At 50.7% G+C, this 23,720-nt stretch carries 23 protein-coding genes and 3 tRNA genes; 13 read left to right on the top strand and 13 right to left on the bottom strand.

Annotated elements, in window-relative coordinates:
• Positions 1-28 precede the first annotated feature (28 nt).
• From JIG40_RS05940 to lolB, 8 genes are all read right to left on the bottom strand, one after another.
• Positions 29-103: transfer RNA gene (locus JIG40_RS05940), tRNA-Gln, on the bottom strand.
• A 27-nt stretch (positions 104-130) separates the two neighbouring features.
• Positions 131-215: transfer RNA gene (locus JIG40_RS05935), tRNA-Leu, on the bottom strand.
• A gap of 51 nt (positions 216-266) precedes the next feature.
• Positions 267-343: transfer RNA gene (locus tag JIG40_RS05930), tRNA-Met, on the bottom strand.
• 277 nt (positions 344-620) lie between these two features.
• Entirely contained in the window at positions 621-1,712 is a 1,092-nt protein-coding gene (ychF, locus tag JIG40_RS05925) for a redox-regulated ATPase YchF (RefSeq protein WP_020331739.1), read from the bottom strand.
• A 10-nt stretch (positions 1,713-1,722) separates the two neighbouring features.
• Complete coding sequence (gene pth, locus JIG40_RS05920) at positions 1,723-2,313, bottom strand: aminoacyl-tRNA hydrolase (protein ID WP_020331740.1); 591 nt, start codon at positions 2,311-2,313, stop codon at positions 1,723-1,725.
• Between the two features lie 156 nt (positions 2,314-2,469).
• Positions 2,470-3,414 (bottom strand): ribose-phosphate pyrophosphokinase, encoded by a 945-nt coding sequence (locus JIG40_RS05915; RefSeq protein ID WP_020331741.1) that lies wholly within the window; start codon positions 3,412-3,414, stop codon positions 2,470-2,472.
• A 29-nt stretch (positions 3,415-3,443) separates the two neighbouring features.
• Entirely contained in the window at positions 3,444-4,331 is an 888-nt protein-coding gene (gene ispE / locus JIG40_RS05910) for a 4-(cytidine 5'-diphospho)-2-C-methyl-D-erythritol kinase (protein ID WP_199464968.1), read from the bottom strand.
• On the bottom strand, positions 4,328-4,942 hold the full coding sequence (gene lolB, locus JIG40_RS05905) for a lipoprotein insertase outer membrane protein LolB (protein WP_020331743.1): 615 nt from the start codon (positions 4,940-4,942) through the stop codon (positions 4,328-4,330). Before lolB ends, ispE begins: the two co-directional genes overlap by 4 nt.
• Before the next feature lie 161 nt (positions 4,943-5,103).
• On the opposite strand from lolB, the gene hemA reads away from it, so the two are divergent.
• The 8 genes from hemA (at position 5,104) to ybaK (ending at position 13,112) form a co-directional block, all read left to right on the top strand.
• Entirely contained in the window at positions 5,104-6,363 is a 1,260-nt protein-coding gene (hemA, locus tag JIG40_RS05900; protein WP_020331744.1) for a glutamyl-tRNA reductase, read from the top strand.
• A 33-nt stretch (positions 6,364-6,396) separates the two neighbouring features.
• On the top strand, positions 6,397-7,485 hold the full coding sequence (gene prfA, locus JIG40_RS05895) for a peptide chain release factor 1 (protein ID WP_020331745.1): 1,089 nt from the start codon (positions 6,397-6,399) through the stop codon (positions 7,483-7,485).
• Positions 7,486-7,488: 3 nt separating this feature from the next.
• Positions 7,489-8,337 (top strand): peptide chain release factor N(5)-glutamine methyltransferase, encoded by an 849-nt coding sequence (prmC, locus tag JIG40_RS05890; protein WP_038129519.1) that lies wholly within the window; start codon positions 7,489-7,491, stop codon positions 8,335-8,337.
• A gap of 11 nt (positions 8,338-8,348) precedes the next feature.
• On the top strand, positions 8,349-8,732 hold the full coding sequence (locus tag JIG40_RS05885) for a SirB2 family protein (RefSeq protein WP_020331747.1): 384 nt from the start codon (positions 8,349-8,351) through the stop codon (positions 8,730-8,732).
• A 43-nt stretch (positions 8,733-8,775) separates the two neighbouring features.
• Complete coding sequence (locus tag JIG40_RS05880; protein ID WP_158142660.1) at positions 8,776-9,585, top strand: SirB1 family protein; 810 nt, start codon at positions 8,776-8,778, stop codon at positions 9,583-9,585.
• Positions 9,586-9,606: 21 nt separating this feature from the next.
• Positions 9,607-10,458 carry a 3-deoxy-8-phosphooctulonate synthase gene (gene kdsA / locus JIG40_RS05875; RefSeq protein ID WP_020430645.1) on the top strand — a complete coding sequence of 284 codons (852 nt, stop codon included), beginning with the start codon at positions 9,607-9,609 and terminating at the stop codon, positions 10,456-10,458.
• A gap of 350 nt (positions 10,459-10,808) precedes the next feature.
• Positions 10,809-12,470 (top strand): bifunctional UDP-sugar hydrolase/5'-nucleotidase UshA, encoded by a 1,662-nt coding sequence (gene ushA / locus JIG40_RS05870; RefSeq protein WP_020331750.1) that lies wholly within the window; start codon positions 10,809-10,811, stop codon positions 12,468-12,470.
• A 162-nt stretch (positions 12,471-12,632) separates the two neighbouring features.
• Complete coding sequence (gene ybaK / locus JIG40_RS05865; protein ID WP_158142663.1) at positions 12,633-13,112, top strand: Cys-tRNA(Pro) deacylase; 480 nt, start codon at positions 12,633-12,635, stop codon at positions 13,110-13,112.
• 56 nt (positions 13,113-13,168) lie between these two features.
• Here the strand turns inward: ybaK and JIG40_RS05860 are convergent, their stop codons facing one another.
• Positions 13,169-14,419, bottom strand: coding sequence for a uracil-xanthine permease family protein (locus tag JIG40_RS05860; RefSeq protein ID WP_020430647.1), 1,251 nt, complete (start codon positions 14,417-14,419; stop codon positions 13,169-13,171).
• A gap of 220 nt (positions 14,420-14,639) precedes the next feature.
• On the opposite strand from JIG40_RS05860, the gene JIG40_RS05855 reads away from it, so the two are divergent.
• Both JIG40_RS05855 and JIG40_RS05850 read left to right on the top strand, forming a co-directional pair.
• Positions 14,640-15,839, top strand: coding sequence for a DUF2066 domain-containing protein (locus tag JIG40_RS05855; RefSeq protein WP_199464951.1), 1,200 nt, complete (start codon positions 14,640-14,642; stop codon positions 15,837-15,839).
• A gap of 102 nt (positions 15,840-15,941) precedes the next feature.
• Positions 15,942-17,146 (top strand): IS3 family transposase gene (locus tag JIG40_RS05850; protein ID WP_199464950.1). Its coding sequence is split into 2 segments (ribosomal slippage): positions 15,942-16,329 and positions 16,329-17,146, totalling 1,206 coding nucleotides; the frame shifts between segments, so codons are not numbered across the junction.
• Between the two features lie 55 nt (positions 17,147-17,201).
• Here the strand turns inward: JIG40_RS05850 and JIG40_RS05845 are convergent.
• From JIG40_RS05845 to JIG40_RS05830, 4 genes are read right to left on the bottom strand one after another with little or no spacing between them, the layout of a single operon-like run.
• Positions 17,202-17,621 carry a DUF2069 domain-containing protein gene (locus JIG40_RS05845; RefSeq protein ID WP_024373513.1) on the bottom strand — a complete coding sequence of 140 codons (420 nt, stop codon included), beginning with the start codon at positions 17,619-17,621 and terminating at the stop codon, positions 17,202-17,204.
• 8 nt (positions 17,622-17,629) lie between these two features.
• Positions 17,630-18,205: an NAD(P)H:quinone oxidoreductase gene (gene wrbA / locus JIG40_RS05840; RefSeq protein ID WP_020331132.1), complete on the bottom strand. Its 576-nt coding sequence runs from the start codon at positions 18,203-18,205 to the stop codon at positions 17,630-17,632.
• Positions 18,202-18,552, bottom strand: coding sequence for an arsenate reductase (glutaredoxin) (arsC, locus tag JIG40_RS05835; RefSeq protein WP_199464949.1), 351 nt, complete (start codon positions 18,550-18,552; stop codon positions 18,202-18,204). The genes wrbA and arsC overlap by 4 nt, the downstream gene beginning before the upstream one ends.
• A 24-nt stretch (positions 18,553-18,576) precedes the next feature.
• Entirely contained in the window at positions 18,577-20,034 is a 1,458-nt protein-coding gene (locus JIG40_RS05830) for a M48 family metallopeptidase (RefSeq protein WP_020430656.1), read from the bottom strand.
• Positions 20,035-20,303: 269 nt separating this feature from the next.
• Here JIG40_RS05830 and JIG40_RS05825 point away from each other — a divergent pair, with 269 nt between their 5' ends.
• The 3 genes from JIG40_RS05825 (at position 20,304) to JIG40_RS05815 (ending at position 23,684) form a co-directional block, all read left to right on the top strand.
• Positions 20,304-20,540, top strand: a complete 237-nt coding sequence (locus tag JIG40_RS05825) for a sulfurtransferase TusA family protein (RefSeq protein WP_020331135.1) — start codon at positions 20,304-20,306, stop codon at positions 20,538-20,540.
• Complete coding sequence (locus JIG40_RS05820; protein ID WP_020331136.1) at positions 20,533-21,606, top strand: AI-2E family transporter; 1,074 nt, start codon at positions 20,533-20,535, stop codon at positions 21,604-21,606. Before JIG40_RS05825 ends, JIG40_RS05820 begins: the two co-directional genes overlap by 8 nt.
• A gap of 206 nt (positions 21,607-21,812) precedes the next feature.
• A complete protein-coding gene (locus JIG40_RS05815) occupies positions 21,813-23,684 on the top strand; it encodes a methyl-accepting chemotaxis protein (protein ID WP_158147860.1) in 1,872 nt (623 codons plus the stop codon).
• Positions 23,685-23,720: the final 36 nt, after the last annotated feature.

The raw sequence follows: 23,720 nt of genomic DNA, 5'->3' as shown, positions 1-23,720 counted from the left end.
GTCTGATAACCTCAGACAAGGTGTAATATGGCAGGTCTACCTGGATTCGAACCAGGGAATGGCGGCATCAAAAGCCGCTGCCTTACCGCTTGGCGATAGACCTACAGCGATAACTTTCGTTATCTGAATATGGTGCGGAAGGAGAGACTTGAACTCTCACACCTTGCGGCGCCAGAACCTAAATCTGGTGCGTCTACCAATTTCGCCACTTCCGCATTATTTCCTAAAGACTTTGTCATGTTGCCATGCGAAAAGTACTTAGGAAATGGTGGCTACGACGGGATTCGAACCTGTGACCCCATCATTATGAGTGATGTGCTCTAACCAACTGAGCTACGTAGCCAACAAATTTGTCCTTGGCTTTAAGTTGCCTTATCGCTGAGAACGGAGCGCATTATGCGGATATGGTTCAGGAGCGTCAATAGTTTTTTTGAATAAATTCCCTGAAACTGACTGTTCGGGTTTTTTTTAAACAAAGAGGCGTGTTTGTGATCAAAAACTGCTACCAAAACAACAGATTCATTACCTTAATCTGTGCCTGATTTTTCAGATTTCCTCGCGCCAGAAACAACAAAAGCCAACCCTTTGGTTGGCTTTTGAGCAATCGTATTTTTGGGCGCTTATACGTTGAAACGGAAGTGGATTACGTCGCCATCTTTTACGATGTAATCTTTACCTTCAAGACGCCATTTACCGGCTTCTTTCGCGCCACTTTCACCATTGAACTGAATGTAATCGTCATAGCCGATCACTTCGGCACGGATAAAGCCGCGTTCGAAGTCTGTGTGGATCTTACCTGCAGACTGAGGAGCGGTGGCGCCGATAGGAATGGTCCAAGCGCGCACTTCTTTTACACCCGCGGTGAAGTAAGTTTGCAGGTTAAGCAAATCGTAACCTGAGCGGATCACGCGGTTCAGGCCTGGTTCTTCGATCCCGAGATCAGCCAGGAACTCATCGCGCTCGTCTTCTTCAAGTTCAGACAGCTCAGATTCAATCGCCGCACATACTGGAACAACCACATTGTTCTCTTGGGCTGCGAACTCACGCACCGCATCCAGATATGGGTTGTCTTCAAAACCATCTTCTGCCACGTTTGCAATATACATCGTTGGCTTCAGGGTCAGGAAGTTCAGGTAACCAACGGCTGCCAGCTCTTCTTTAGACAGCGCAACGGTACGTGCAGAACCACCTTCAGTCAGAACTGGCAGCAGTTTTTCTAGCACGGTCAGTTCGAATTTCGCGTCTTTGTCGCCACCTTTTGCACGCTTGGCTTGACGCTGAATGGCGCGTTCACAGCTGTCAAGGTCAGCCATTGCCAGTTCCAGATTGATCACTTCGATGTCTTCGATAGGAGATACTTTACCTGCTACGTGCACGATGTTTTCGTTTTCAAAACAGCGTACAACGTGACCAATCGCGTCAGTTTCGCGAATGTTTGCCAGGAATTTGTTACCCAAGCCTTCACCTTTTGACGCGCCGGCTACTAGGCCTGCGATGTCTACGAATTCCATGGTGGTTGGCAGAACACGTTCAGGATTTACGATTTTTGCCAGCGCATCCAGACGCAGATCCGGTACTGGTACCACACCAGTGTTTGGTTCGATAGTACAAAACGGGAAGTTTGCCGCTTCGATACCTGCTTTAGTGAGTGCATTAAAAAGTGTTGATTTACCAACGTTTGGAAGACCAACGATGCCACATTTAAAACCCATGACTGTAACCTTATTCAGCTTTGAACGTGTGTAAGCGGTTTTGCGCTTTGGTGAGGCCATCTTTAATTAAAATGTCGAGGCAGCGAACGGATTCATCCACCACGGCATCCAGACACTCCTGCTCTTTGGCGGGAGCTTTGCCTAACACATAGCCTGCTACTTTATCTTTGTGTCCCGGATGGCCAATGCCAATCCGCAGACGGTAAAATTCTTTGTTGTTGCCCAGTTTGCTAATGGTGTCTTTCAACCCATTGTGACCACCATGGCCGCCACCTTTTTTAAACTTAGCAACGCCCGGAGGCAGATCCAGCTCATCATGAGCGACCATAATCTCTTCGGGGTTGATCTGATAAAACTTTGCCAGGGCGGCAATGGCTTTACCGGATAAATTCATAAACGTAGTGGGGATCAGCAAACGCAGATCTTCGCCGTTGACCATAATACGACCGGTTAAACCAAAGAACTTCGGCTCATTTTTCAGCACCACGTTGTGAATGCGAGCCAGTTCTTCCACGACCCATGCGCCGGCATTGTGTCGTGTATTGGCGTATTCCGGACCCGGATTGGCCAGACCGACAAGTAATTTAATTGGTTGACTCAAGGCTAGGATCCCTTCGGAAACGAAAAAGCGCGGTATGATAGCACAGAAAAGACGCGCGGGGCGATACTCTGCTTTTTCTCATGCGCTGAGAAATAAAAAGCGCCTCATCCGAAGATGAAGCGCCCAATTCAGAAGAGGAAATCTGAGCGAAGCTTATTAGTTAAACATCGCTGAGATAGATTCTTCGTTGCTGATACGACGAATCGCTTCAGCCAGCATGGTAGACAGAGTCAGTTGAGTTACTTTGCCTGTTGCTGCCATCTCTTTTGACAGAGTGATAGAGTCAGTCACGATCACTTGGTCAAGCACAGAGTTTTTGATGTTTTTCGCAGCGTTGCCTGAGAATACCGCGTGAGTTGCGTAAGCAAAGACACGTTTTGCTCCACGCTCTTTCAGTGCTTCAGCCGCTTTACACAGCGTACCACCAGTGTCGATCATGTCGTCAACGATCACACAGTCGCGACCTTCAACATCACCGATCAGGTTCATCACTTCAGACACGTTAGCGCGTGGACGACGTTTGTCGACGATAGCGATGTCGATGTCACCCAGCGCTTTTGCCGTTGCACGTGCACGAACAACACCACCCAGATCCGGAGAAACCACCACTGGATCTTCCAGGCTGCGTGCTTTCATGTCTTCCAGCAGAACTGGAGTACCGAAAATGTTATCTACTGGTACGTCGAAGAAGCCTTGGATTTGCTCTGCGTGCAGGTCGATAGTGAGAACGCGGTCAACGCCGACGTTAGAAAGGAAATCTGCAACAACTTTTGCAGTAATTGGCACACGGGCTGAACGCACACGGCGATCTTGACGAGCATAACCAAAGTAAGGGATTACAGCAGTAATACGGCCTGCTGAAGCACGGCGCATTGCATCAATCATTACCACCAACTCCATCAGGTTGTCGTTGGTTGGTGCACAAGTTGATTGAATAATGAATACATCGCTACCACGAACATTTTCATTGATTTGTACTGCGACTTCGCCGTCAGAGAAACGGGAAACAGTCGCATCACCAAGAGAAATGTAGAGACGTTCAGCAATACGTTGGGCTAGTTCGGGTGTGGCGTTACCAGCAAATAGCTTCATATCAGGCACGGTGGAAACCTCAGGGTTGCGTCCAGTTTTTAAATAGATTGGGTGTGGGCCGATTGGTAATCAGCCAGCGTCTCTTTCAGCGGTGAAACATTGCGCCCAAGGGCAATAAACGCAGAGACGTTGTCAGGGAGTTCGGCAAGGACAGCTTCCGCTTCTTTCTTGCTCAAAAATTCAGCAAAAACGCAAGATCCCGTCCCGGTCAATCTTGACGGCGCGTATTGTAGCAGCCATGAAAGTTGCTTATCAACCTCTGGGTAAAGCATTCGGACAATTTTTTCGCAATCGTTTTCGTAACAAGTGTCAAGAAGCGTTGCCAGATCTCGCTTCACTGTGTTTCTTGTCAGTTGTGGATGGGTGAAGATATCTTTGGTCGCGATCGAAACGTCCGGACGCACGACTAAGTACCATTTCTCCTGCACTTCAACAGGAGAGAGTTGTTCACCGACGCCTTCAGCAAACGCGGCAAAACCACGCACAAACACGGGAACGTCTGCGCCAAGCGCAAGCCCGATGTGTGCCAGTTCATCATCACTGAGGTGGGTTTGCCACAAGAAGTTGAGCGCAACCAACACCGTGGCGGCGTTGGATGAACCGCCGCCAATGCCCCCGCCCATCGGCAGCACTTTATTGAGTTCAATCTTTGCACCTAACGGACAACCGCTGGCGCGTTGCAGCGCGGTGGCGGCTTTCCTGATTAAATTCTCCTCGGTTTTTACGCCCGGCAGTTCCGGCGTTAGCTCGATTGCACCACTGGTGTTGGCCGTAATTGTCAGCGTATCGCCATGATTGAGAAACTGAAACAGGGTTTGCAGCTCGTGGTACCCATCGGTGCGGCGGCCAGTGATGTAGAGGAAAAGATTGAGCTTGGCTGGCGAAGGCCAGCTTGTCGGCGTATTAAGTATCGGGCCTGAAATCATGGCGTCAGTGTCCATTTTGAGATCACGAGGTTAATTGAAGTCTGGTTTTGAGTCAGTTTGAGCTTGTCTGGCAATGGCAGGTTAGATTGCTGCCACGGGTATTCACGATAGCGGGCGTAATCAACATGCCAACTGTAGCTGCCAGCGTGTTTATCTAACGTTGCCAGCGTATTGTTGGCATTCAAGGCGTAGTTGTCAGCCTGAGACGGCAGACCGAGGATCCAGTCCTGCAGCAGATCAACCGGAATATCAAGCCCGGTCAGCTGGCGTACCAGAAGCTGGGCGCTCGGAGCGGTGAACACTTGCTCATCATAGGTTTCCACTCGCGCACCCTGCGGTGAAATGGTCAGATTGAGTACGGTCTGGCCAAGGAAATTGGTCAGGCGCAGCTGGCTGTTTTCGGCTGATTTTTGCCACTGGAAATTGAGGGACTGGCGCTGCTCCGGGGAGATATAACCGAGTTTGCCAACCAATTTAAACTGCGCAATGCTGGTCAGGCGCGCCTGGTGGGATTGCCACTTCACATCGGCGATGGGTTCCGGCACGCTGCTACAGCCAAATAGGGTCATCAGCAGCGCAACGATCAGGTAAATACGTGGCTTAAGCGTCATAAAATGCTCGTTATTTATCCAGTCAAAACGGTCAAACGGCCTTCACTATATCATTGATATCACGAACTCGGGAAAACAAATCCCGTTGACCCTTTCAATAAACAGGGTCATCAAGTAAAATTCTGCGCCTAGTCCATTTCTTACCAGAGAACCCTCGATAGATGTCCTTGCTTGCTATTGGAATCAATCACAATACGGCTTCGGTTGAATTGCGAGAAAAAGTTGCTTTTGGCCCAGACAAGTTGTCTGAAGCTCTGGGGCAGCTGTCTGACAGTTCATTCGTCAACGGGAGCGTGATCCTGTCGACGTGTAACCGGACCGAGATCTACTGTGATGTGAAATCTTCGTGCAAGAACAAAGTGATCGAATGGTTGTCTCAGTTTCATCAGGTCAGTGCCGAAGATCTTAAACCCAGCCTTTATGTACATGAAGAGCAGGCGGCCATTCGCCACCTGATGCGTGTGTCGTGCGGTCTGGATTCTCTGGTGCTGGGCGAACCGCAGATTCTGGGCCAGGTCAAACAGGCGTATGCTGACTCGCGGGAAAGCCGTGCCGTTGACTCCTCAATGGAAAAGTTATTCCAAAAAGCGTTTTCTGTTGCCAAACGTGTCCGTACCGAAACGGAGATTGGTGGCAGCGCAGTGTCGGTGGCCTATGCCGCCTGCACACTGGCAAAACACATTTTCGAATCACTTTCCGATGCCACTGTCATGCTGGTTGGTGCCGGAGAAACCATCGAATTGGTGGCCAAACATCTGGCAGGGCACAACTGCAAACGTATGATCGTGGCTAACCGCACTCGTGAGCGGGCCATGAATCTCGCGCAGCAGTTTGATGCGGAAGTGATTGCCCTCAACGAAATTCCCGACTATCTGGCATACGCCGATATTGTGATCAGTTCAACCGCCAGTCCGCTGCCGATCATCGGCAAAGGTATGGTGGAAACCGCCCTTAAAGCGCGTCGTTACCAGCCTATGTTGCTGGTCGATATTGCCGTACCGCGTGATATCGAATCCCAGGTCGGTGATTTGAACGATGCTTATCTCTATTCGGTGGATGATTTGCAGTCTATCGTCGATAGTAATATTGAGCAGCGTAAGGTCGAAGCGATTCAGGCCGAAGCGATTGTCAGCGAAGAGAGCGCGGCATTCATGACCTGGATGCGTTCGCTGCAAGCGGTCGACAGTATTCGTGACTACCGTAAAGCGGCCAATGAAATCCGTGAAGATTTGCTGAGTAAGAGCTTACAAGCGTTAGCGGCAGGCGGCGATGCGGAAAAGCTGCTGATTGAACTGAGCAACAAACTGACCAACAAACTGATCCACACCCCGACGCGCGCGCTGCAAACCGCCGCGGAGCAGGGCGAGCCAGCTAAACTGGCCATTATCAGACAAAGTCTGGGTCTTGATGACCCACAATAAACATCTACTCCTTATTCGTTTAAAGAAGAAACTATGAAAGCGTCGATTTTAGTAAAGCTTGAATCCCTGGTTGAGCGTTATGAAGAGGTTCAACATCTGCTGGGCGATCCAGCGGTTATCGGTGATCAGGACAAGTTCCGTGCTCTGTCAAAAGAGTACTCACAGCTTGAGGAGATCACTCACTGTTTTCAGGCTTACCAGCAAGCGCAGGAAGATCTGATTGCAGCTGAAGAGATGGCCAAAGAAGACGACGCAGAAATGCGCGAAATGGCGCAAGAAGAAATCAAACTGGCTAAAGCCGCGATTGAGCGCTTGAGCGATGAGCTGCAAATTCTGCTGCTGCCCAAAGATCCGAACGATGACCGTAACTGTTTCCTTGAAATCCGCGCTGGTGCGGGCGGCGATGAAGCGGGCATCTTCGCTGGTGACCTGTTCCGTATGTACAGCCGTTTTGCGGAAAAACGCGGTTGGCGCATCGAAGTGATGTCGTCAAACGAAGCGGAACACGGCGGTTATAAAGAGATGATCGCAAAAGTGAACGGCGACGGCGCGTACGGTATTTTGAAATTTGAATCCGGTGGTCACCGTGTGCAACGTGTTCCGGCGACGGAATCTCAAGGCCGCGTACACACTTCAGCGTGCACTGTTGCAGTGATGGCAGAAGTGCCAGAAGCAGAAATTCCGGAAATCCGTACGGCGGACCTGAAAATTGACACATTCCGCTCTTCAGGTGCGGGTGGTCAGCACGTTAACACCACCGATTCAGCGATTCGTATTACCCACCTACCAACCGGTATTGTCGTTGAGTGTCAGGACGAACGTTCACAGCACAAAAACAAAGCCAAGGCAATGTCGGTACTGGCAGCGCGCATTGCTCAGGCGGAAGAGGCGAAGCGTGCAGCGGAAATTTCTGATACTCGTCGTAACCTGTTGGGTTCGGGCGATCGCAGTGACCGCATTCGTACTTACAACTACCCGCAAGGCCGCGTGTCTGATCACCGCATCAACCTGACGGTTTACCGTTTGAGCGAAGTGATGGAAGGCGATCTGCAATCTTTGGTGGATCCTGTCATTCAAGAGCATCAGGCTGACCTGTTGGCCGCTCTGGCTGAGCAAAACTGATCGATGTCTTTGACCATAGAAGCCGCCCTTAAGGCGGCGACTTTGCAATTGACGCAAAGCGGCAGCGACTCGCCGTCATTGGATGCCGCGGTGCTGCTTTGCCACGCACTGGATAAACCCCGCTCCTATTTGCTCACCTGGCCAGACAAAGTACTCGACGCGCCAATTCAGGCAATGTTTGATGCTTTGCTGCAGCGCCGGATCACCGGTGAGCCGGTTGCCTACATTATCGGTGAGCGTGAATTCTGGTCGCTGCCACTGAAAGTGTCGCCGTCTACCCTGATCCCTCGTCCTGACACTGAACGTTTGGTGGAAGTGGCGCTGGAAAAAGCGCAGACACTTGAAGGTGATATTCTCGATTTAGGCACTGGCACGGGCGCGATTGCGTTGGCGCTGGCGTCAGAGTTGCCTCACCGCCGCGTGGTGGGCATCGACCTGCGTGACGAAGCGCAGCAACTGGCTACTGACAATGCTAACCGTTTGCACATAACCAACGTCACGTTTTTGCAGGGCAGTTGGTTTGAACCCTTATCACGCGGTACAAAGTTTGCTTTGATAGTCTCCAACCCGCCTTATATCGAAGAAAACGATCCGCACCTGGTGCAGGGCGATGTTCGCTTTGAGCCGAAAACTGCGCTGGTTGCGGCTGACAACGGTTTAGCCGACATCAAACACATCAGCGACGCTGGCCGAGATTACTTACAAAACGGCGGCTGGCTTGCGTTTGAGCATGGCTACGATCAAGGTGCCAGCGTGAGAACCATCATGCAGGCACTGGGCTATCAGCAGGTGGTCACCGAGCAGGATTATGCCGGTAACGATCGCGTTACGCTGGGCCAATATAACTACTAACGAGGAAGACAATGTACGAAGGATTAAAACATTTTCATTTGCTGACGATCGGCCTGAGCGCTCTGCTGCTGTCGGTACGTTACGTTCTGATGATGATGGACTCAGAGTTACGCCAACATAAATTCCTGAAAGTGTTTCCTCATATTGTGGACACCTTCCTGCTGCTATCCGGTATCGGCCTGATCTTTGTGACGGGTTTTGTGCCGTTTACCGCTGCTGCGCCATGGATGACGGACAAACTGACCAGCGTACTGGCTTACATCGCACTGGGCTTCTTTGCGCTGAAACTGGGTCGCAACAAACTGCTGCGCACGTTTGCCTTCTTTGGTGCGCTGGGCTGGCTGGCGATTGCCGGCAAGATTGCCGTAACGAAAGTACCGATGTTTTTTGGCTGAGCGGATAGCCTGTTTTAATGAAATTCACAGATAGAGTTGTGTGATGCTGGATTTGTTTGATGAAGATTTTGATGCGATGGAGCTGGTGGATGGTGCTCTTGCGCTGAATAAGGCCATCAATCCTGATACCCGGGTCGACTGGGCACGCATCGAGCTGAAACGATTACTGGATGAAGCGGAGCTGACTCTGGTTAACGAACGTGACGAGAAGCAGCGTTTTGAATCGTTTCTGCGCCTGTTCTATTTTGAGTGGGGTTTTAGTGGTGACCGCGAAGCGTACTACGAATCCCACAATGCGTTTATTGATAAAGTACTGGAGCGTCGAAAAGGCATTCCGGTCAGCCTGGGCGCGCTGTTGCTCTATTTCGGTCGCCAACTGGGCTTTCCGCTGCAAGGAATTACCTTTCCGACTCAGTTCCTGCTGGAGCTAAGCTGGCCGGGCGAAACGCCGCTTTATATTAACCCGTTTTCCGGGGAGTACGTTTCCCGCCATACTTTGCAGGCGTGGTTGATTGGCCACAAAGGGCCGCTGACCAAACTCAAAGCGGAGCATTTGAAGCCTGCCGATCACCCGACCATTATTGGTCGTTGGCTTGCGCTGGTGAAAAGTGCCCTGCTGCGCGAAGAGCGCTATACTCTGGCACTGAGATGTACCGATCTGGCACTGACGTTTGTTCCGGATGACCCGTACGAAATTCGCGACCGTGGCTTTATCTACCAGCAACTGGAGTGCCACCAGATCGCGCTGACGGATTATCAGTATTTTATTGATCAGTGCCCGGACGATCCGGCAGCAAAATTATTGAAAACTCAACTCAATGCACTCAGTCACAATCATGTGACCTTGCATTAATCACAACGAAGAGAAAAGAGAATGGAACAGAAAATTGTTCACGTCGGTGATATTCCGGTAGCCAACGACAAGCCGTTTACCCTGTTTGCAGGCATGAACGTGCTGGAATCCCGCGATATGGCGATGCGTATTTGTGAGCACTACGTTCAGGTGACGGACAAATTGGGCATTCCTTATGTATTCAAAGCTTCGTTTGATAAAGCGAACCGCAGTTCGGTGCACTCTTACCGTGGTCCAGGTCTGGAAGAAGGCATGAAAATCTTTCAGGAACTGAAAGATACCTTCGGCGTAAAAATCATCACTGACGTACACACCGAAGCACAGGCCCAACCGGTTGCGGACGTGGTGGACGTGATTCAGCTGCCAGCTTTCCTGGCGCGTCAAACGGATCTGGTGGAAGCGATGGCGAAAACCGGCGCGGTGATCAATGTGAAGAAACCTCAGTTTATGAGCCCGGGTCAGGTTGGCAACATCGTGGAAAAATTCGCAGAGTGTGGCAACGAGAAAGTGATTCTGTGTGAACGCGGTTCTTGCCACGGATATGACAACCTAGTTGTCGATATGCTGGGTTTTGGCGTGATGAAAAAAGCGTCCAACGGCAGCCCAATTATTTTTGACGTGACGCACTCCCTGCAAATGCGTGACCCATCGGGCGCAGCCTCAGGCGGTCGCCGTGAGCAAACTGTTGAACTGGCGAAAGCGGGCCTGGCAACGGGTATTGCGGGTCTGTTTATTGAGGCGCATCCAAATCCGGATCAGGCGAAATGTGACGGTCCGTCAGCGTTGCCACTCGATAAACTGGAGCCATTCCTGGCACAGATGAAAGCGCTGGACGATCTGGTGAAAAGCTTCGCGCCAATCGACATTCGCTAACGGAATGAGAAAAACCGCCTTCGGGCGGTTTTTTTGTGCCTGTTATTAGGTTTGTTGAGTAAACGCTTGCGTGCTCGTTTTTGCCGCTTGTGCGCAGACAATTGGCGAAAATTCCTTCATCTTCTTATTGCCAGCCATTTTTTGCCGATAATCTAACGCATTAAGTGTGGCTGTTTATAGTGATGAGTTTCACATAGTTATGAAACCAAGCTGTCACATCATCAAGCTTACTTTAAATTAGTTCATGTTTTATCAGTCGGTTGGCGCCGGGTGTACGCTCCAAGTGCACGCCAACTGACTACAATTTGAATAGAAAAGCAGTGGACCCCCATCAGTTGAAAGGTATGACAATGAAACAAGGCTTACTCCTGAAATCCGTGTTAAGTGCAGCGATTATTGCGTCGCTGGCTGGTTGTGCTTCGCAGCCAGCGCATGAATGGCAACAAGACAAAACGTACAAATTGACCATTCTGCATACCAATGACCATCATGGACGCTTCTGGCAAAACAACTACGGTGAATACGGCATGGCAGCGCGTAAGACCCTGATTGACCAGATTCGTGCCGATGTTGAAGCGCAAGGCGGCAGTGTGTTGCTGCTGTCGGGCGGTGACATCAACACTGGTGTACCAGAATCTGACCTGCAGGATGCAGAGCCTGATTTTAAAGGTATGAGCCAGATTGGCTACGACGCGATGGCGATCGGTAACCATGAATTCGATAACCCGCTTGAAGTCCTGTTTAAACAGGAAGAGTGGGCAAACTTCCCTATGCTGTCGGCTAACATTTACGACAAGGCGACGGGCAAACGCCTGTTCCAGCCTTATCACATTTTCGACAAGCAGGGCATCAAGATTGCGGTTATCGGTCTGACGACGGAAGACACCGCTAAGATTGGCAACCCGGAATACATCGGTGGCATCGATTTTCGCGATCCAAAAGCGGAAGCGAAAAAAGTGATCGAAGAGCTTAAAGACAACGAGCATCCGGATCTGATCATCGCGGTAACGCACATGGGCCACTACCAAAATGGCGAACACGGCATCAATGCGCCGGGCGACGTAGCACTGGCGCGCTTCCTGCCTGCGGGTGAACTGGACATGATCGTTGGTGGTCACTCGCAAGAGCCGGTGTGTATGGAAGGCCCGAATCTGGTGAAGAAAAACTTCGTTCCGGGTGATGAGTGTAAACCGGACATTCAAAACGGGACTTACATTGTTCAGGCATACGAATGGGGTAAATACGTGGGCCGTGCCGATTACGAATTCCGTAACGGTGAACTGAATATGGTGAGTTACAACCTGATCCCGGTTAACCTGAAGAAAAAAGTGAAGGTCAATGGTGAAAGCAAGCGCGTATTTGCAACGTCTGAAATCAAAGAAGACCAAGCGATGCTCGAGTTCCTGCGCCCATATCAGGAAAAAGGTTCGGCTCAGCTGAATGTCAAGATTGCAGAAACCAACGGCAAGCTGGAAGGCGACCGCGATGTGGTGCGTTTCCAACAAACCAATCTGGGCCGAATGATCGCGATGGCGCACATGCAACGCGCTAAAGCGGATTTCGCCATCATGAACTCAGGCGGCGTGCGTGATTCCATTCCTGCTGGTGATGTGACCTACAAAGACGTGTTGAAAGTACAGCCATTTGGCAACATCGTGAGCTATGTGGACATGACGGGCCAGGAAGTGATGGACTACCTTAATGTGGTGGCAACCAAGCCAGTGGACTCTGGTGCTTATGCACAATTTGCCGGCATCACAATGACGGTGGCAGAAGGCAAAGTGTCGAATGTGTTCATCGGTGGCAAACAGCTGCGTCTGGATGAGAACTACCGCTTCACTGTGCCAAGCTTCAACGCTGCGGGCGGCGACGGTTATCCGAAAATCACGGATCACCCGGGTTTTGTGAACACAGGTTTCGTGGATGCGGAAGTGCTGAAAGATTACCTGGAAGCGAACAGCCCGGTTGATGTTAACCGCTTCGCACCAGCAGGCGAGATTGTTTATAAGTAACGAAAACGTTTTGCTATCAGGAAAGCGTTGACTCAACTCGTTGAATCCCTTTAACTAACAGGCGATGTGCTTTGGCGCATCGCCTGTTTTTTTATCTCATTGGTACGAATCACTATAGGCCCGGATGGGCTTATCCTGATTGGTATAAAGGACCGATTCACCATGACTCCAGCGATTAATCTTGCGAAGAAAAAGAAAGTTTCTCACACCATTCACCAGTACGAGCACGATCCCAACCACAACAGTTACGGTTTAGAAGCCGCGCAGGCATTGGGACAGGATCCGAAAACAGTATTCAAAACACTGCTGTTTTGTCTCAATGGTGAGGAGAAGAATCTGGCTGTCGCGGTGATTCCGGTGGAGCAGAAACTGAATTTAAAACTCGCGGCCAAAGCGGCAAATGCGAAAAAGGCCGATATGGCGAATCCGGACATCGCTCAGAAGACAACGGGTTATGTGGTGGGAGGCATCAGCCCTCTCGGACAAAAGAAAGCGTTGCCGACCTTCATTCACATCAGCGCAGAGGCCCTGCCAACCATGTGTGTCAGCGCTGGTAAACGTGGGCTGGAAATTGAGCTAGCGCCTAAGGATTTGGCCTTATTGACCCGCGCACAGTTTGTCGACCTGTGTCAGGACGCTTAAGCGTGTGACATAAAAAAACGGCCTCAGATGAGGCCGTTCTTGTATTCAGGAAGCGATCAGTTCTGACCTTCTTCCATTTGTGCATTATCAACAATGTGGTTTTCGCCCAAGTCATGTGGCAGAACCAGGTTCAGGATAATCGCAATAATACCGCACAGGCTCACGCCTTGCAGACTGAACTCACCGATACCGAAAGCCATACCGCCGATACCAAACACCAGCGTCACCGCAACAATCACCAGGTTACGTGATTTGTGCAGATCCACATGGTTTTTGATCAGCGTGTTCAGGCCCACTGTGGCAATAGAACCGAACAGCAGAATCATGATGCCGCCCATCACCGGAACCGGAATGGTTTGCAGCAGCGCGCCCAGTTTACCCACCAGCGCCAGAACAATGGCTGTTACGGCTGCCCAGGTCATGATGGCTGGGTTGAAGGCTTTGGTCAGCATCACAGCGCCAGTGACTTCACTGTAGGTCGTGTTTGGTGGCGCGCCAAGGAAAGTGGCTGCCATCGTTGCCACCCCGTCACCCGCGATAGTGCGGTGCAGGCCAGGTTTCTTGATGTAGTCTTTGCCGGTGACGTTAGAGATAGCCAGCATATCGCCTACGTGTTCAACCGCCGGTGCAATCGCAACCGGGATCATGAACAGAATGGCGTTAATGTTAAATTCAGGGAAAGTAAAGTTTGGCAGTGCAAACCACGCGGCTTGTTGAACCGGCGCAAAGCTGACCACACCGAAGTACAGAGACAGTGCGTAACCCGCCGCGATACCACCACAAATTGGCAGCAGTTTGAAGAAACCTTTTGCAAACACGCTGATGACAATCGTCACCAGCAGCGATACGCATGAGATCCACAATGCCGCATCACCGTTGACCAGTTGTACCGAGCCGTCGCCGGTTTTACCCAGTGCCATGTTGACCGCAGCAGGAGCCAGACCCAGACCGATCACCATGATCACCGGACCCACAACCACAGGTGGCAGCAACTTGTGGATGATCTCCACACCACGCACTTTAATCACCACACCCAGAATGATGTAGACCGCACCAGCTGCCATCAGGCCGCCCATGGTTGCAGCAATACCCCAAGCTTGGATACCGTACATAATAGGAGCGATGAAAGCGAAAGAAGAAGCAAGAAAGATTGGAACGGAGCGGCGAGTAATGATTTGGAAGAGGAGGGTGCCGATACCAGCACCGAAAAGTGCAACGTTAGGATCAAGACCGGTTAACAACGGTACAAGAACCAGAGCACCAAATGCGACAAATAGCATCTGTGCGCCTTGAATGGCATTTTTCATTGTATTTTCCCTGATACTGAACAAAATTCGCGGGATTCTATCACTTTTGCAATCGATTGCCATTTAAACTGGATCAAAATTTTGATTATTTTTAGTTTACTCTGGCGAAATACCATTGTGTAAATTGGGGAATTTTTGACGCGATACTGGCGGCGTTTCCTTGCCCGAAGGGGGATAGTTGCTTATCATCAACCTTCACAATTGAGGACCTAGGAACACTATGCGCTACTTAGCTTTGTTGATGGTCGGGCTGATGAGTCTGCCCGCGTTTGCGCTGACGAAAGTCAATTTATATCAAACAGAAGTCGTGATTGATGAGCAGCAAGACAATGCGGATGCGGCTGCACGAATCAACGGCATGCAGCAAGTTATCGTCCGCGCCACGGGCGATAAAGAGTCGGTCACCAACGATGTCATTCAAAAAGCGCTGCGCCAGAATTCTCAGTATCTGAATCAGATCAGCTATGGCCAGCAAGGCGACGCCAAAACGATTCGTATGGGCTTTAGTGGTCCGCATATTCGTACCTTGCTGACTCAGGCACAGTTGCCATTCTGGCCGGAAAATCGTGCCAATCTGCTGGTGTGGCTGGTGGAAGAGTCCAATTACGATCGCAGCATCAGCTGGGAGCATGCGAATACATCGTTGCTCAATCAACTGAAAGCCAGCGCGCAGTTGCGTGGTCTGCCAATCACAGTTCCTGTCGGTGATTTTGATGATATCACCGGGGTGCAGGTGTCTGATCTCTGGGGCGGATTTGCCCAGCCAATCAGTTTGGCAAGTCAACGCTATCCGACCGACGCGGTGTTGGTGGTGCGTGCACAAGGCTCGAATCTGCGCTGGACACTCTACGACCAAAATGCGGCCAACATGATTGCGGCACCAAAAAGCCCAATCAGCGGCCAGGCCTCTGGCGACAGCGCGGCCGCAGACATGGTGGATGAGCTGAGTGATTACTACGCGAAGAAAAATGCCGTGTTGGTCAGCAGCGAATCCTCAGAAGCTGTGCTGGCATCATTTAAGCCAGTGAACGGTGCTATCTCTTTCTTCACGCTGGAAGAGAATCTGAAACGTCTGAGCTCAGTAGCGTCACTCGATATTCTGAAAATTCAGGGTAATAATGTGACGTTTAAAGTGCATCTGCTCACCAGCGAAAGTGAGTTTGAGCAGGAAGTACTGCGTATGGGACGAGTGGAAAAAGGCGAAGCGCCGATCGAACCGATGCCGGAACCTGAAGTGGTGCTATCTGATGCAGTTCCGGTTGTTGATGATGCGGCAGTGCCTGCCGGAGAGACGATTGAGCCGCCGGTTCAAAATGTGGAACCTGTATTGACTCCGGCTGAAGCGGTTACAGAAGTGCAGCCAGAAACCGCGCCAGCCGAACCGACCATCCATACGCTCTATTTTCAATGGCTGGGTTAACAAGTCGAACATAAAAAAAGCGCCTGAAGAGGCGCTTTTTTTTATCACATGTACCGTCCTAAATAAGGTTGACACATTTCCAACATGAAATTGGAGAGTGTCATGAAAACAACGAGTAAACGAACCCAACGAGATTATTCTCTTGCTTTTAAATTGACGGTTGTTGACCAAGTAGAAAAAGGCGAAATGACCTACAAACAGGCCCAAGAGCGATATGGGATCCAAGGCCGGTCTACGGTCTTAGTTTGGCTTCGTAAGCACGGTCAGCTAAATTGGTCTAAAGGAATAGAGAAAACAAACACAGTAGGTCATGGTATGCCTGATTCTCCGTCTACTCAAACTCCTGAACAACGGATAAAAGAACTCGAGCAACAACTTGAGGAAACTCAACTGAAAGCGGATTTCTTTGAGGCGGTCGTTAAAGTCATGGATAGAGATTTCGGTGTTCGAATCTCAAAGAAGCGCAAAGCCGAGTTATTAAGGAAAAAGCGGTCAAAAGGCTCACAGTAACGAAGGCTTGTCTCTTCATTGGCATTACTCGGCAGGCGTTTTACAAACGCTGTGCGCTAGAGTTTCAGCGAACCCGGAAAGAGCAGTCTGTCATTGGCTTCGTCAAGGAGCAAAGGATGCGGCATCCTCGTTTAGGAACTCGAAAGCTCAAGTACTTACTCGATCAACATAACATTGATGTAGGGCGAGACCGTTTGTTTTTATTGCTAAAACAGCATCGCCTATTGGTCTTCAACCGTAGGGCTTATCATCGAACGACAAACAGTCATCATCGGTTCCACTGCCATCCAAACCGAGTCAAAGAGGGCATGGTTCCAAATAAACCGGAGCAGTTGTGGGTCGCTGATATTACTTACTTGGCAACGCGAGCGGGCAATGCCTATCTCAGCTTAATCACTGACGCCTACTCGAGAAAGATAGTTGGGTATCATCTCGATGATAATATGAAGACGCAAGCGGTTAAGCGTGCGTTCCTTAAGGCTTTGAAAAATCGACAATATGAGGGTGAACTGATTCATCATTCTGATAGAGGTATTCAATACTGCTCTGAGGAATATCAGTCATTACACAGAAAATATCACGTGACATGCTCTATGACGGATGGATACGACTGTTATCAAAATGCTCTGGCTGAAAGAGTCAATGGCATCTTAAAGATCGAGTACTTGCTGACTAAGCCGAACGACTTGAATGAAGCGAGGAAAATGGTTGCTGAGTCGGTGAAACTCTATAATGAACAGAGGCCACACACCGCTCTAAAATACAAAACGCCCGATGAAGTTCATCGAGCGTTTTAACTAAAAGTGTCAACCCATATCAGGACGGGTCAACAAGTTGTTCAAAAACAGGAGGCTACTGCTTGTTATCAAAACGGGCCCGTTCTTGTTTTTCTACTTCCGACAGCTTGGTTAGTTTGAGTCCCAGTTCTTTGCCGCGATGACGGGCATAGAGAATGTTACCCATGAAGGCGGCCAGAGTCAGCAACAGTTCAACCGCTGCCAGCAACCGTTCGCCGCCATCAACATACAAAATGGTAAAGGCGTGGAGAAAGTAGAACATCAGAATGAAGTTGGCCCACGCATGGGTGTATGGCTTTCCTGCCAGAATGCCGGGTAACGGCAGCAGCAGGGGAATCAGCCAGGCAACAGTCAGCGTCACCGGGTTGATGTGTGGATGAGGAGATAACTCCAGTTGCCACAAGGCAATCCAGCCTAAGAGAGACAAGTTCCCGCCAAGCGCAAGCCAGCGAAACAGCGTGGTGCGTGGCGACATTTCGACGCTCATGGTTTTTCCTTTAATTGGCTTGCAATCACTGCAAGGCGTTTTCCTAAACTTTGAGCCAGCGTGCTTTCATCGCTGGTGATACGGTCGTTGTGCCCTGAAACATGGCTCGCGCCATAAGGCGTGCCGCCAGCCGTTGTGGTGTGCAGCGCGGGTTCTGAGTAGGGGATCCCCAGCACCAGCATGCCGTGATGCAGCAGCGGCATCATCATGGTTTGCTGAGTGGTTTCCTGACCTCCGTGCAGTGTCGATGAGGTGGTAAACACACACGCGGGTTTATCAATCAGATCGCCACTGAGCCACAACGGCGTCGTTTGATCCCAGAAATGCTTGAGCGGAGCGGCCATATTGCCAAACCATACCGGACTGCCCATCGCCAGACCATCGCAGTGACGAAGCTCATCCAACGTCAGACAAGGATCGTCAGTCAGGCCGTCTCGTTCCGTCAGCTCAGGTACGGTACGCAGCACAGCTTCACAGCCCGCTACCGATTCAATGCCTCGGGCAATCTGGCGCGCCAGCGCCTGTGTACCACCATGTCGGCTGTAATACAGCACAACCAGACGACAACTCATAGAATGTCCAGTACCTGCTCCGGTGGGCGACCGTGACGCGCTTTGCCGTTGGCTACGACGATTGGGCGTTCAATCAGTTTCGGGTTTTCAACCATAGCGGCAAACAAAGCGTCATCAGACAGGCTGACATCCGCCAGATTCAGTTCTTTGTACAGATCTTCTTTGGTGCGCATCATGTCGCGAACCTGAGTCAGACTCAGTTGAGCATAGAGTTCTTTCAGCAGCGCCACACTCAGTGGCTCTTCAAGGTATTTGACGACCTGTGGCTGAATGTTTTTCTTTTCCAGCAATGCCAGTGTTTCACGGCTTTTTGAACATCGAGGGTTGTGATAAATCACGACTGACATAATTTTTCCTTCATCGCTTTTTTGTTATTGGAGTGACAAGAATCGGTCACGCTGCACCATCAATTGGTCGATGCGTGCGTCGTAACGCGCTTGTTCTAAACTGCCCAACTTGGCTAGCTGGCTGGCCTGAGTATAAAACTGAATGGCTTTGTTCCAGTTAGCCTTGAGGGCAAAAATTTCGGCGCGGGCGGCCAAATCTTCCGCGCTGTTACCCAAACGAATATTGGCTTCGGACAACAGTTGCCAGCCATTGGTATCGTTCGGGTTATCGTGCGTGTAACGCTGGAGAGTGCGAATCGCGTCGGCGTATTTTTCTTCCTTCATCATCGCATTGGCGTAATTGATGGTCAGCACGGCGTTATTCGGCTTCTGTTTCAGAGCTGAACTCAATAAAGCTTGTGCTTTTTCCGGACGATCGGTGGCGAGATAAAGGTCGGACACCGCATCGAGATAGAATCCGTTGTAAGGGTCGCTTTTCAGCAGGGCATCCAGCAGGGGTTCTGCTTTGGCGTACTGTTTGGTATCGACATAAACCAACGCTTTGCCGTATTCAAAAGCCGGGTGCAGTGAAGGCTCGGCCTTTTTCTGCGTGCGGTTAAACCAGTCGAGAGCGGCATCACTGTCGATACCTGCATAGCGGGCCACAATTCGCGAGCGCGCCAGATGATAGTTGAGTGATGGTTGCAGACGCACCGGTGTGTATTGCTGGGCGCGGGCGCGACTGTCGGTGATCCGATCTTCCGGCAGCGGGTGAGTCAGCAGCATCGGTGGCGGTTTGCTGGCGTATCGGTATTCATCCGCCAGACGGCCAAAGAAGCGTGGCATGGCATTGACGTCAAATCCGGCTTTGGCCAGTGTGGCAATACCGAAGCGATCCGCTTCTTTTTCGTTGGCGCGTGTGTAGTTGATCTGACTTTGCATGTTGCCCGCCGTTGTGGCGGTGATCGCGGCGATCCCCGCTTCCGGAGCCGCAATCGCCAACAGCAGAGAGCCTGCCAAAGCGGCAATGGTTGCCGGAGAGCGGCGCGCCTGATCTTCCATACTGCGCGCCAGATGGCGCTGGGTCACGTGCGCAATTTCGTGCGCCATGACGGAGGCGAGTTCACTTTCCGATTGCGCATGCAAAAACAGCCCGGAGTGCAGCGCGACATAGCCACCGAAGAAGGCAAAGGCGTTGATGTCGCGGTCGCGAATCATAAAAAAGGTAAACGGGGTTTTCACATCGTCTGCGTTGGCAACCAGACGATGGCCCAAAGAGTCGATGTATTCGTTTAGCACCGGGTCATTGATGACCGGGCGGCTGTTGCGCAGCATACGCATGTAAGCATCGCCGTATATGCGCTCCTGATCGATGGTCAGGGTCGAACCGGCCACCGTGCCGATATCCGGCAGCTCAATGGTGTCGGCATAGGTCAGCGAAGGCGTCGCCAGAGCGGCAGCAAGGCAAAGGCACACGAATGAGCGAGTACGTTTTACTATCATAGTTATAGGTGATACTCCAAAATCATCTTCCACTATCCCCAGTTCTTCACGAAGTTACAGCGGGGCGGCTCTGTTCAATCGCCTATCTGCCACTTCAGGTCGTTTGGATATAAGACATTGTCAGAATGGATTGGTTTCCCTATCACCATCACCGATGGATAGGAATAAGTAAGCAATGAATTGTAACGATTTTTAGCGGGAGAGAAAAACTGGCACCCAGCGTAAAAGGCTATACAATGTCTCACCTATATTAAGGATTGAGCGACAGAATGGAACCGAATATTCTCGATTTGCGTCAGCAGCGTTGCCCAATGGCGTTATTACTTGCGAAACGTCACACCGCACAGCTGCAAGATGGTGAATCGGTGACCATTCTGCTTAGCGACCCAAGTTCCAAGCGCGATATCGAATCCTACTTGCTAAGACAGCAATTTGTCTGTCAGAGCCAGACGTTCACTGAGCATTTCTCGCTTCATGTCATAAAGGAGACAGCCTCCAATGTTTGAAATGGTGAGTCGTTGGTATAAACGACGTTTCTCCGATCCTCATGCAGTCAGCCTTGTCGCTATTCTGTTTTTTGGCTTCATCACGATTTACTTCTTTGGTCATCTGATTGCTCCGTTGCTGGTGGCGATTGTGCTGGCGTATCTGCTCGAATGGCCGGTGGTGCAATTGTGCCGCATGAAAATCCCGCGCACGCTGTCGGTGATTCTGGTGATTCTGATCTTTACCGGCCTGATGTTGCTGGCGGTGTTTGGCCTCGTGCCCACCATTTGGCAGCAGATCGTCAATCTGGTGAACGACATTCCGAACATGTATAACGGCCTTCAGAAGTTTATTGCTACGTTGCCGGAACGTTATCCTGAACTGGCCAACCTGCAAATTGTTGAATCCATCATGATCAACGCGAAAAATAAAGCGTTGGGAATGGGCGAGTCGGTCGTGAAAGGTTCGTTGGCTTCACTGGTCAGCATCGCCACATTAGCGGTGTATCTGATTCTGGTGCCGCTGCTGGTGTTCTTCCTGCTCAAAGATAAACAGGAAATGCTGAGCATGGTGCGTGGTGTGTTACCGCGCAACCGCAAGCTGGCGACCAAAGTCTGGGACGAAATGAACCAGCAAATCTCAAACTATATTCGCGGCAAAGTGCTGGAGATCCTGATTGTCGGTGGGGTCAGCTATGTGACGTTTGCCATTTTGGATCTGCGCTATTCAGTGTTGCTGGCGGTCGCTGTGGGTTTCTCCGTGTTGATTCCATACATTGGGGCGGCAGCGGTCACCGTTCCGGTGGCGATTGTCGGCTTGTTCCAGTGGGGAATGACACCACCTTTCTATTATCTGTTGATCGCCTACGGCATCATTCAGGCTCTGGATGGTAACGTGCTGGTGCCAGTGCTGTTTTCTGAAGCGGTGAACCTGCATCCGGTGGCGATTATCGTCGCAGTGCTGGTCTTTGGCGGACTCTGGGGATTCTGGGGTGTATTCTTTGCCATTCCATTGGCAACTTTGGTGAAAGCAGTGTGGAACGCCCTGCCAAGTATTGAAGAAGAGCCACCGCAGCCTAACGCTTAGCCTTATCTGCTTGTTACATGAACGCCTCATCATTTTTTGATGGGGCGTTTGTTTTTTAGCATTCGTGAAGCGAGATCAAAATTATTGAGTAAAATATAGGTTAAGGGATGTTACTGTTCCTCAAGTTTCGATTTGGCTAGTCGATATAACAACTAATAACTATAAAAAATGGAAATCCACTTAGAGCTTGTGAGTTGAGGGAAACTATGAGATTTAGCCAAAAAATTGTGGCTGCATCATCCGCGCTACTATTAATCATTATTTTACTTTTATCTATTCAACAGCTCAGCACCGTTCGCTCGGAAGTTGAGTCTCTGGTCAACAGCAGCCTGAAAGAAATGGTGGCTGGGGTGAAAAACACCATCACATCAGAAATGACCAGCAAAAAAGCGCTGGCTCAGTCGATGACGGAAGTGCTGGAGCTTAACCCCGAAGATCGTGCTTACGTGAAAAACGTACTCGAAAAGCCAAAACTCAAGAGCAGCTTCCTAGCGGTGGGTTTGGGCTATGATGCCGACGGCACCGTGGTCGAAAATGACGACGGTTGGGAACCGGGCGCCGATTACGACCCACGTAAACGTCCTTGGTTCGTCGATGCGAAGAGAGTCGGCAAACTGACCGTTACCGATCCCTATGTCGATGTCTCGACCAAGAAAACCATCATTTCGATTGGTACCCCAGTGTATGAGAACGGCCAGTTCAAAGCGGCAATGTTCTACGATTTGGAGCTGACCAAGCTGGCGGATCTGGTTAACTCGATCAATCTGTTTGACGCTGGTTACTTGTTTATCGTGACCGCTGACGGCACTACCATTGCGCACCCTGACACCAAAAACAACGGTCAGAAGCTCAATAGCTATCTCCCTCAGGTGCAACTAAAAGAAGGGACGCAGCGTATTGAGATCGATGGTCATCCGTTTATGGTCAACTTTACTCTGGTACCAAGCGAGAACTGGTACATCGGTGCGATTATCGATGAGTCGATTGCGTTTGCTGCGGTCTCCGATCTGCGTAACAGCTCCATCATCTACACTGTTATTGGTCTGGTGCTGAGCGTGATTGGTCTGAGCCTGCTGATCAAAGTGCTGATGCGTCCATTGGGCGTACTCAATGATGCGATTCAGGATGTGGCGTCGGGTCAGGGCGATCTGACGAAACGTTTGAGCACCGATACCGACAAAGAGTTTGCTGAACTGGCGAAGGGTTTCAATATCTTTACCGAAACGCTGCAACATCAGATTAAGCAGTCGAAAGCTATCGGTGAAGAGATCATGCGCGGAGCGGAGCAAACGATGGGCACCGTGCACGGCTCTGCTGAAGCAATGCGTGCTCAGTTGCAAGAGCTGGAACAACTGGCCACGGCGATGCACGAGATGGCAGTGACGGCAACCGAAGTGGCCAATAATGCCCAGGGTGCCGCGTCAGCAGCGAAAGAAGCGGACGATGCAACGGTTGAAGGTTCACGCGTGGTCAGCGACACCACTAAGTCGATTGACCGCTTATCGGCGCACATCGAAATGGCGGTGGAAGAAGTACGCGGCCTCGAATCGGCGACGGCGAACATCGAAACCATTTTGAAAGTGATCAACGATATTGCTGACCAGACTAACTTGCTGGCGTTGAACGCGGCCATCGAAGCTGCGCGTGCTGGTGAATCAGGTCGTGGTTTTGCCGTAGTTGCCGACGAAGTGCGCACGCTGGCGCAGCGTACACAGCAATCCACGACTGAAATTCGCAGCATGATTGAGCAACTGCAAGCGGGCGCGAGCTCGGTGTCGGTGGCGATGAACGAGAGTAAATCGACGGCGGAAGATGCGGTGGCGAAATCGCAACTGGCGGATGCGGCACTGCAACGTATCCGGAATGCGATTCAACAAATCAGCGATATGAATATCCAGATTGCCTCGGCGGCTGAAGAGCAGAGCCTGGTGGCGGAAGAGATCAACAACAACACCGTGAAGATCAAAGATCTGTCGACTCAGGTTTCTGAGTCAGCGGAAGAGGCCAACATCGCAATGCAAGTGCAGACCGAAAACGTGCGTGAGCAGGATGCAATCCTGAATAAATTCATCGTGTAGTTTCCGCAATCCGTAACGAAAAAGGCCAGTCTTTAA

Source organism: Vibrio sp. bablab_jr001 (assembly GCF_016464285.1).
GTDB classification, from domain to species: Bacteria; Pseudomonadota; Gammaproteobacteria; order Enterobacterales; family Vibrionaceae; genus Vibrio; species Vibrio fluvialis.
This window is presented reverse-complemented; position numbering and strand designations above follow the sequence as displayed.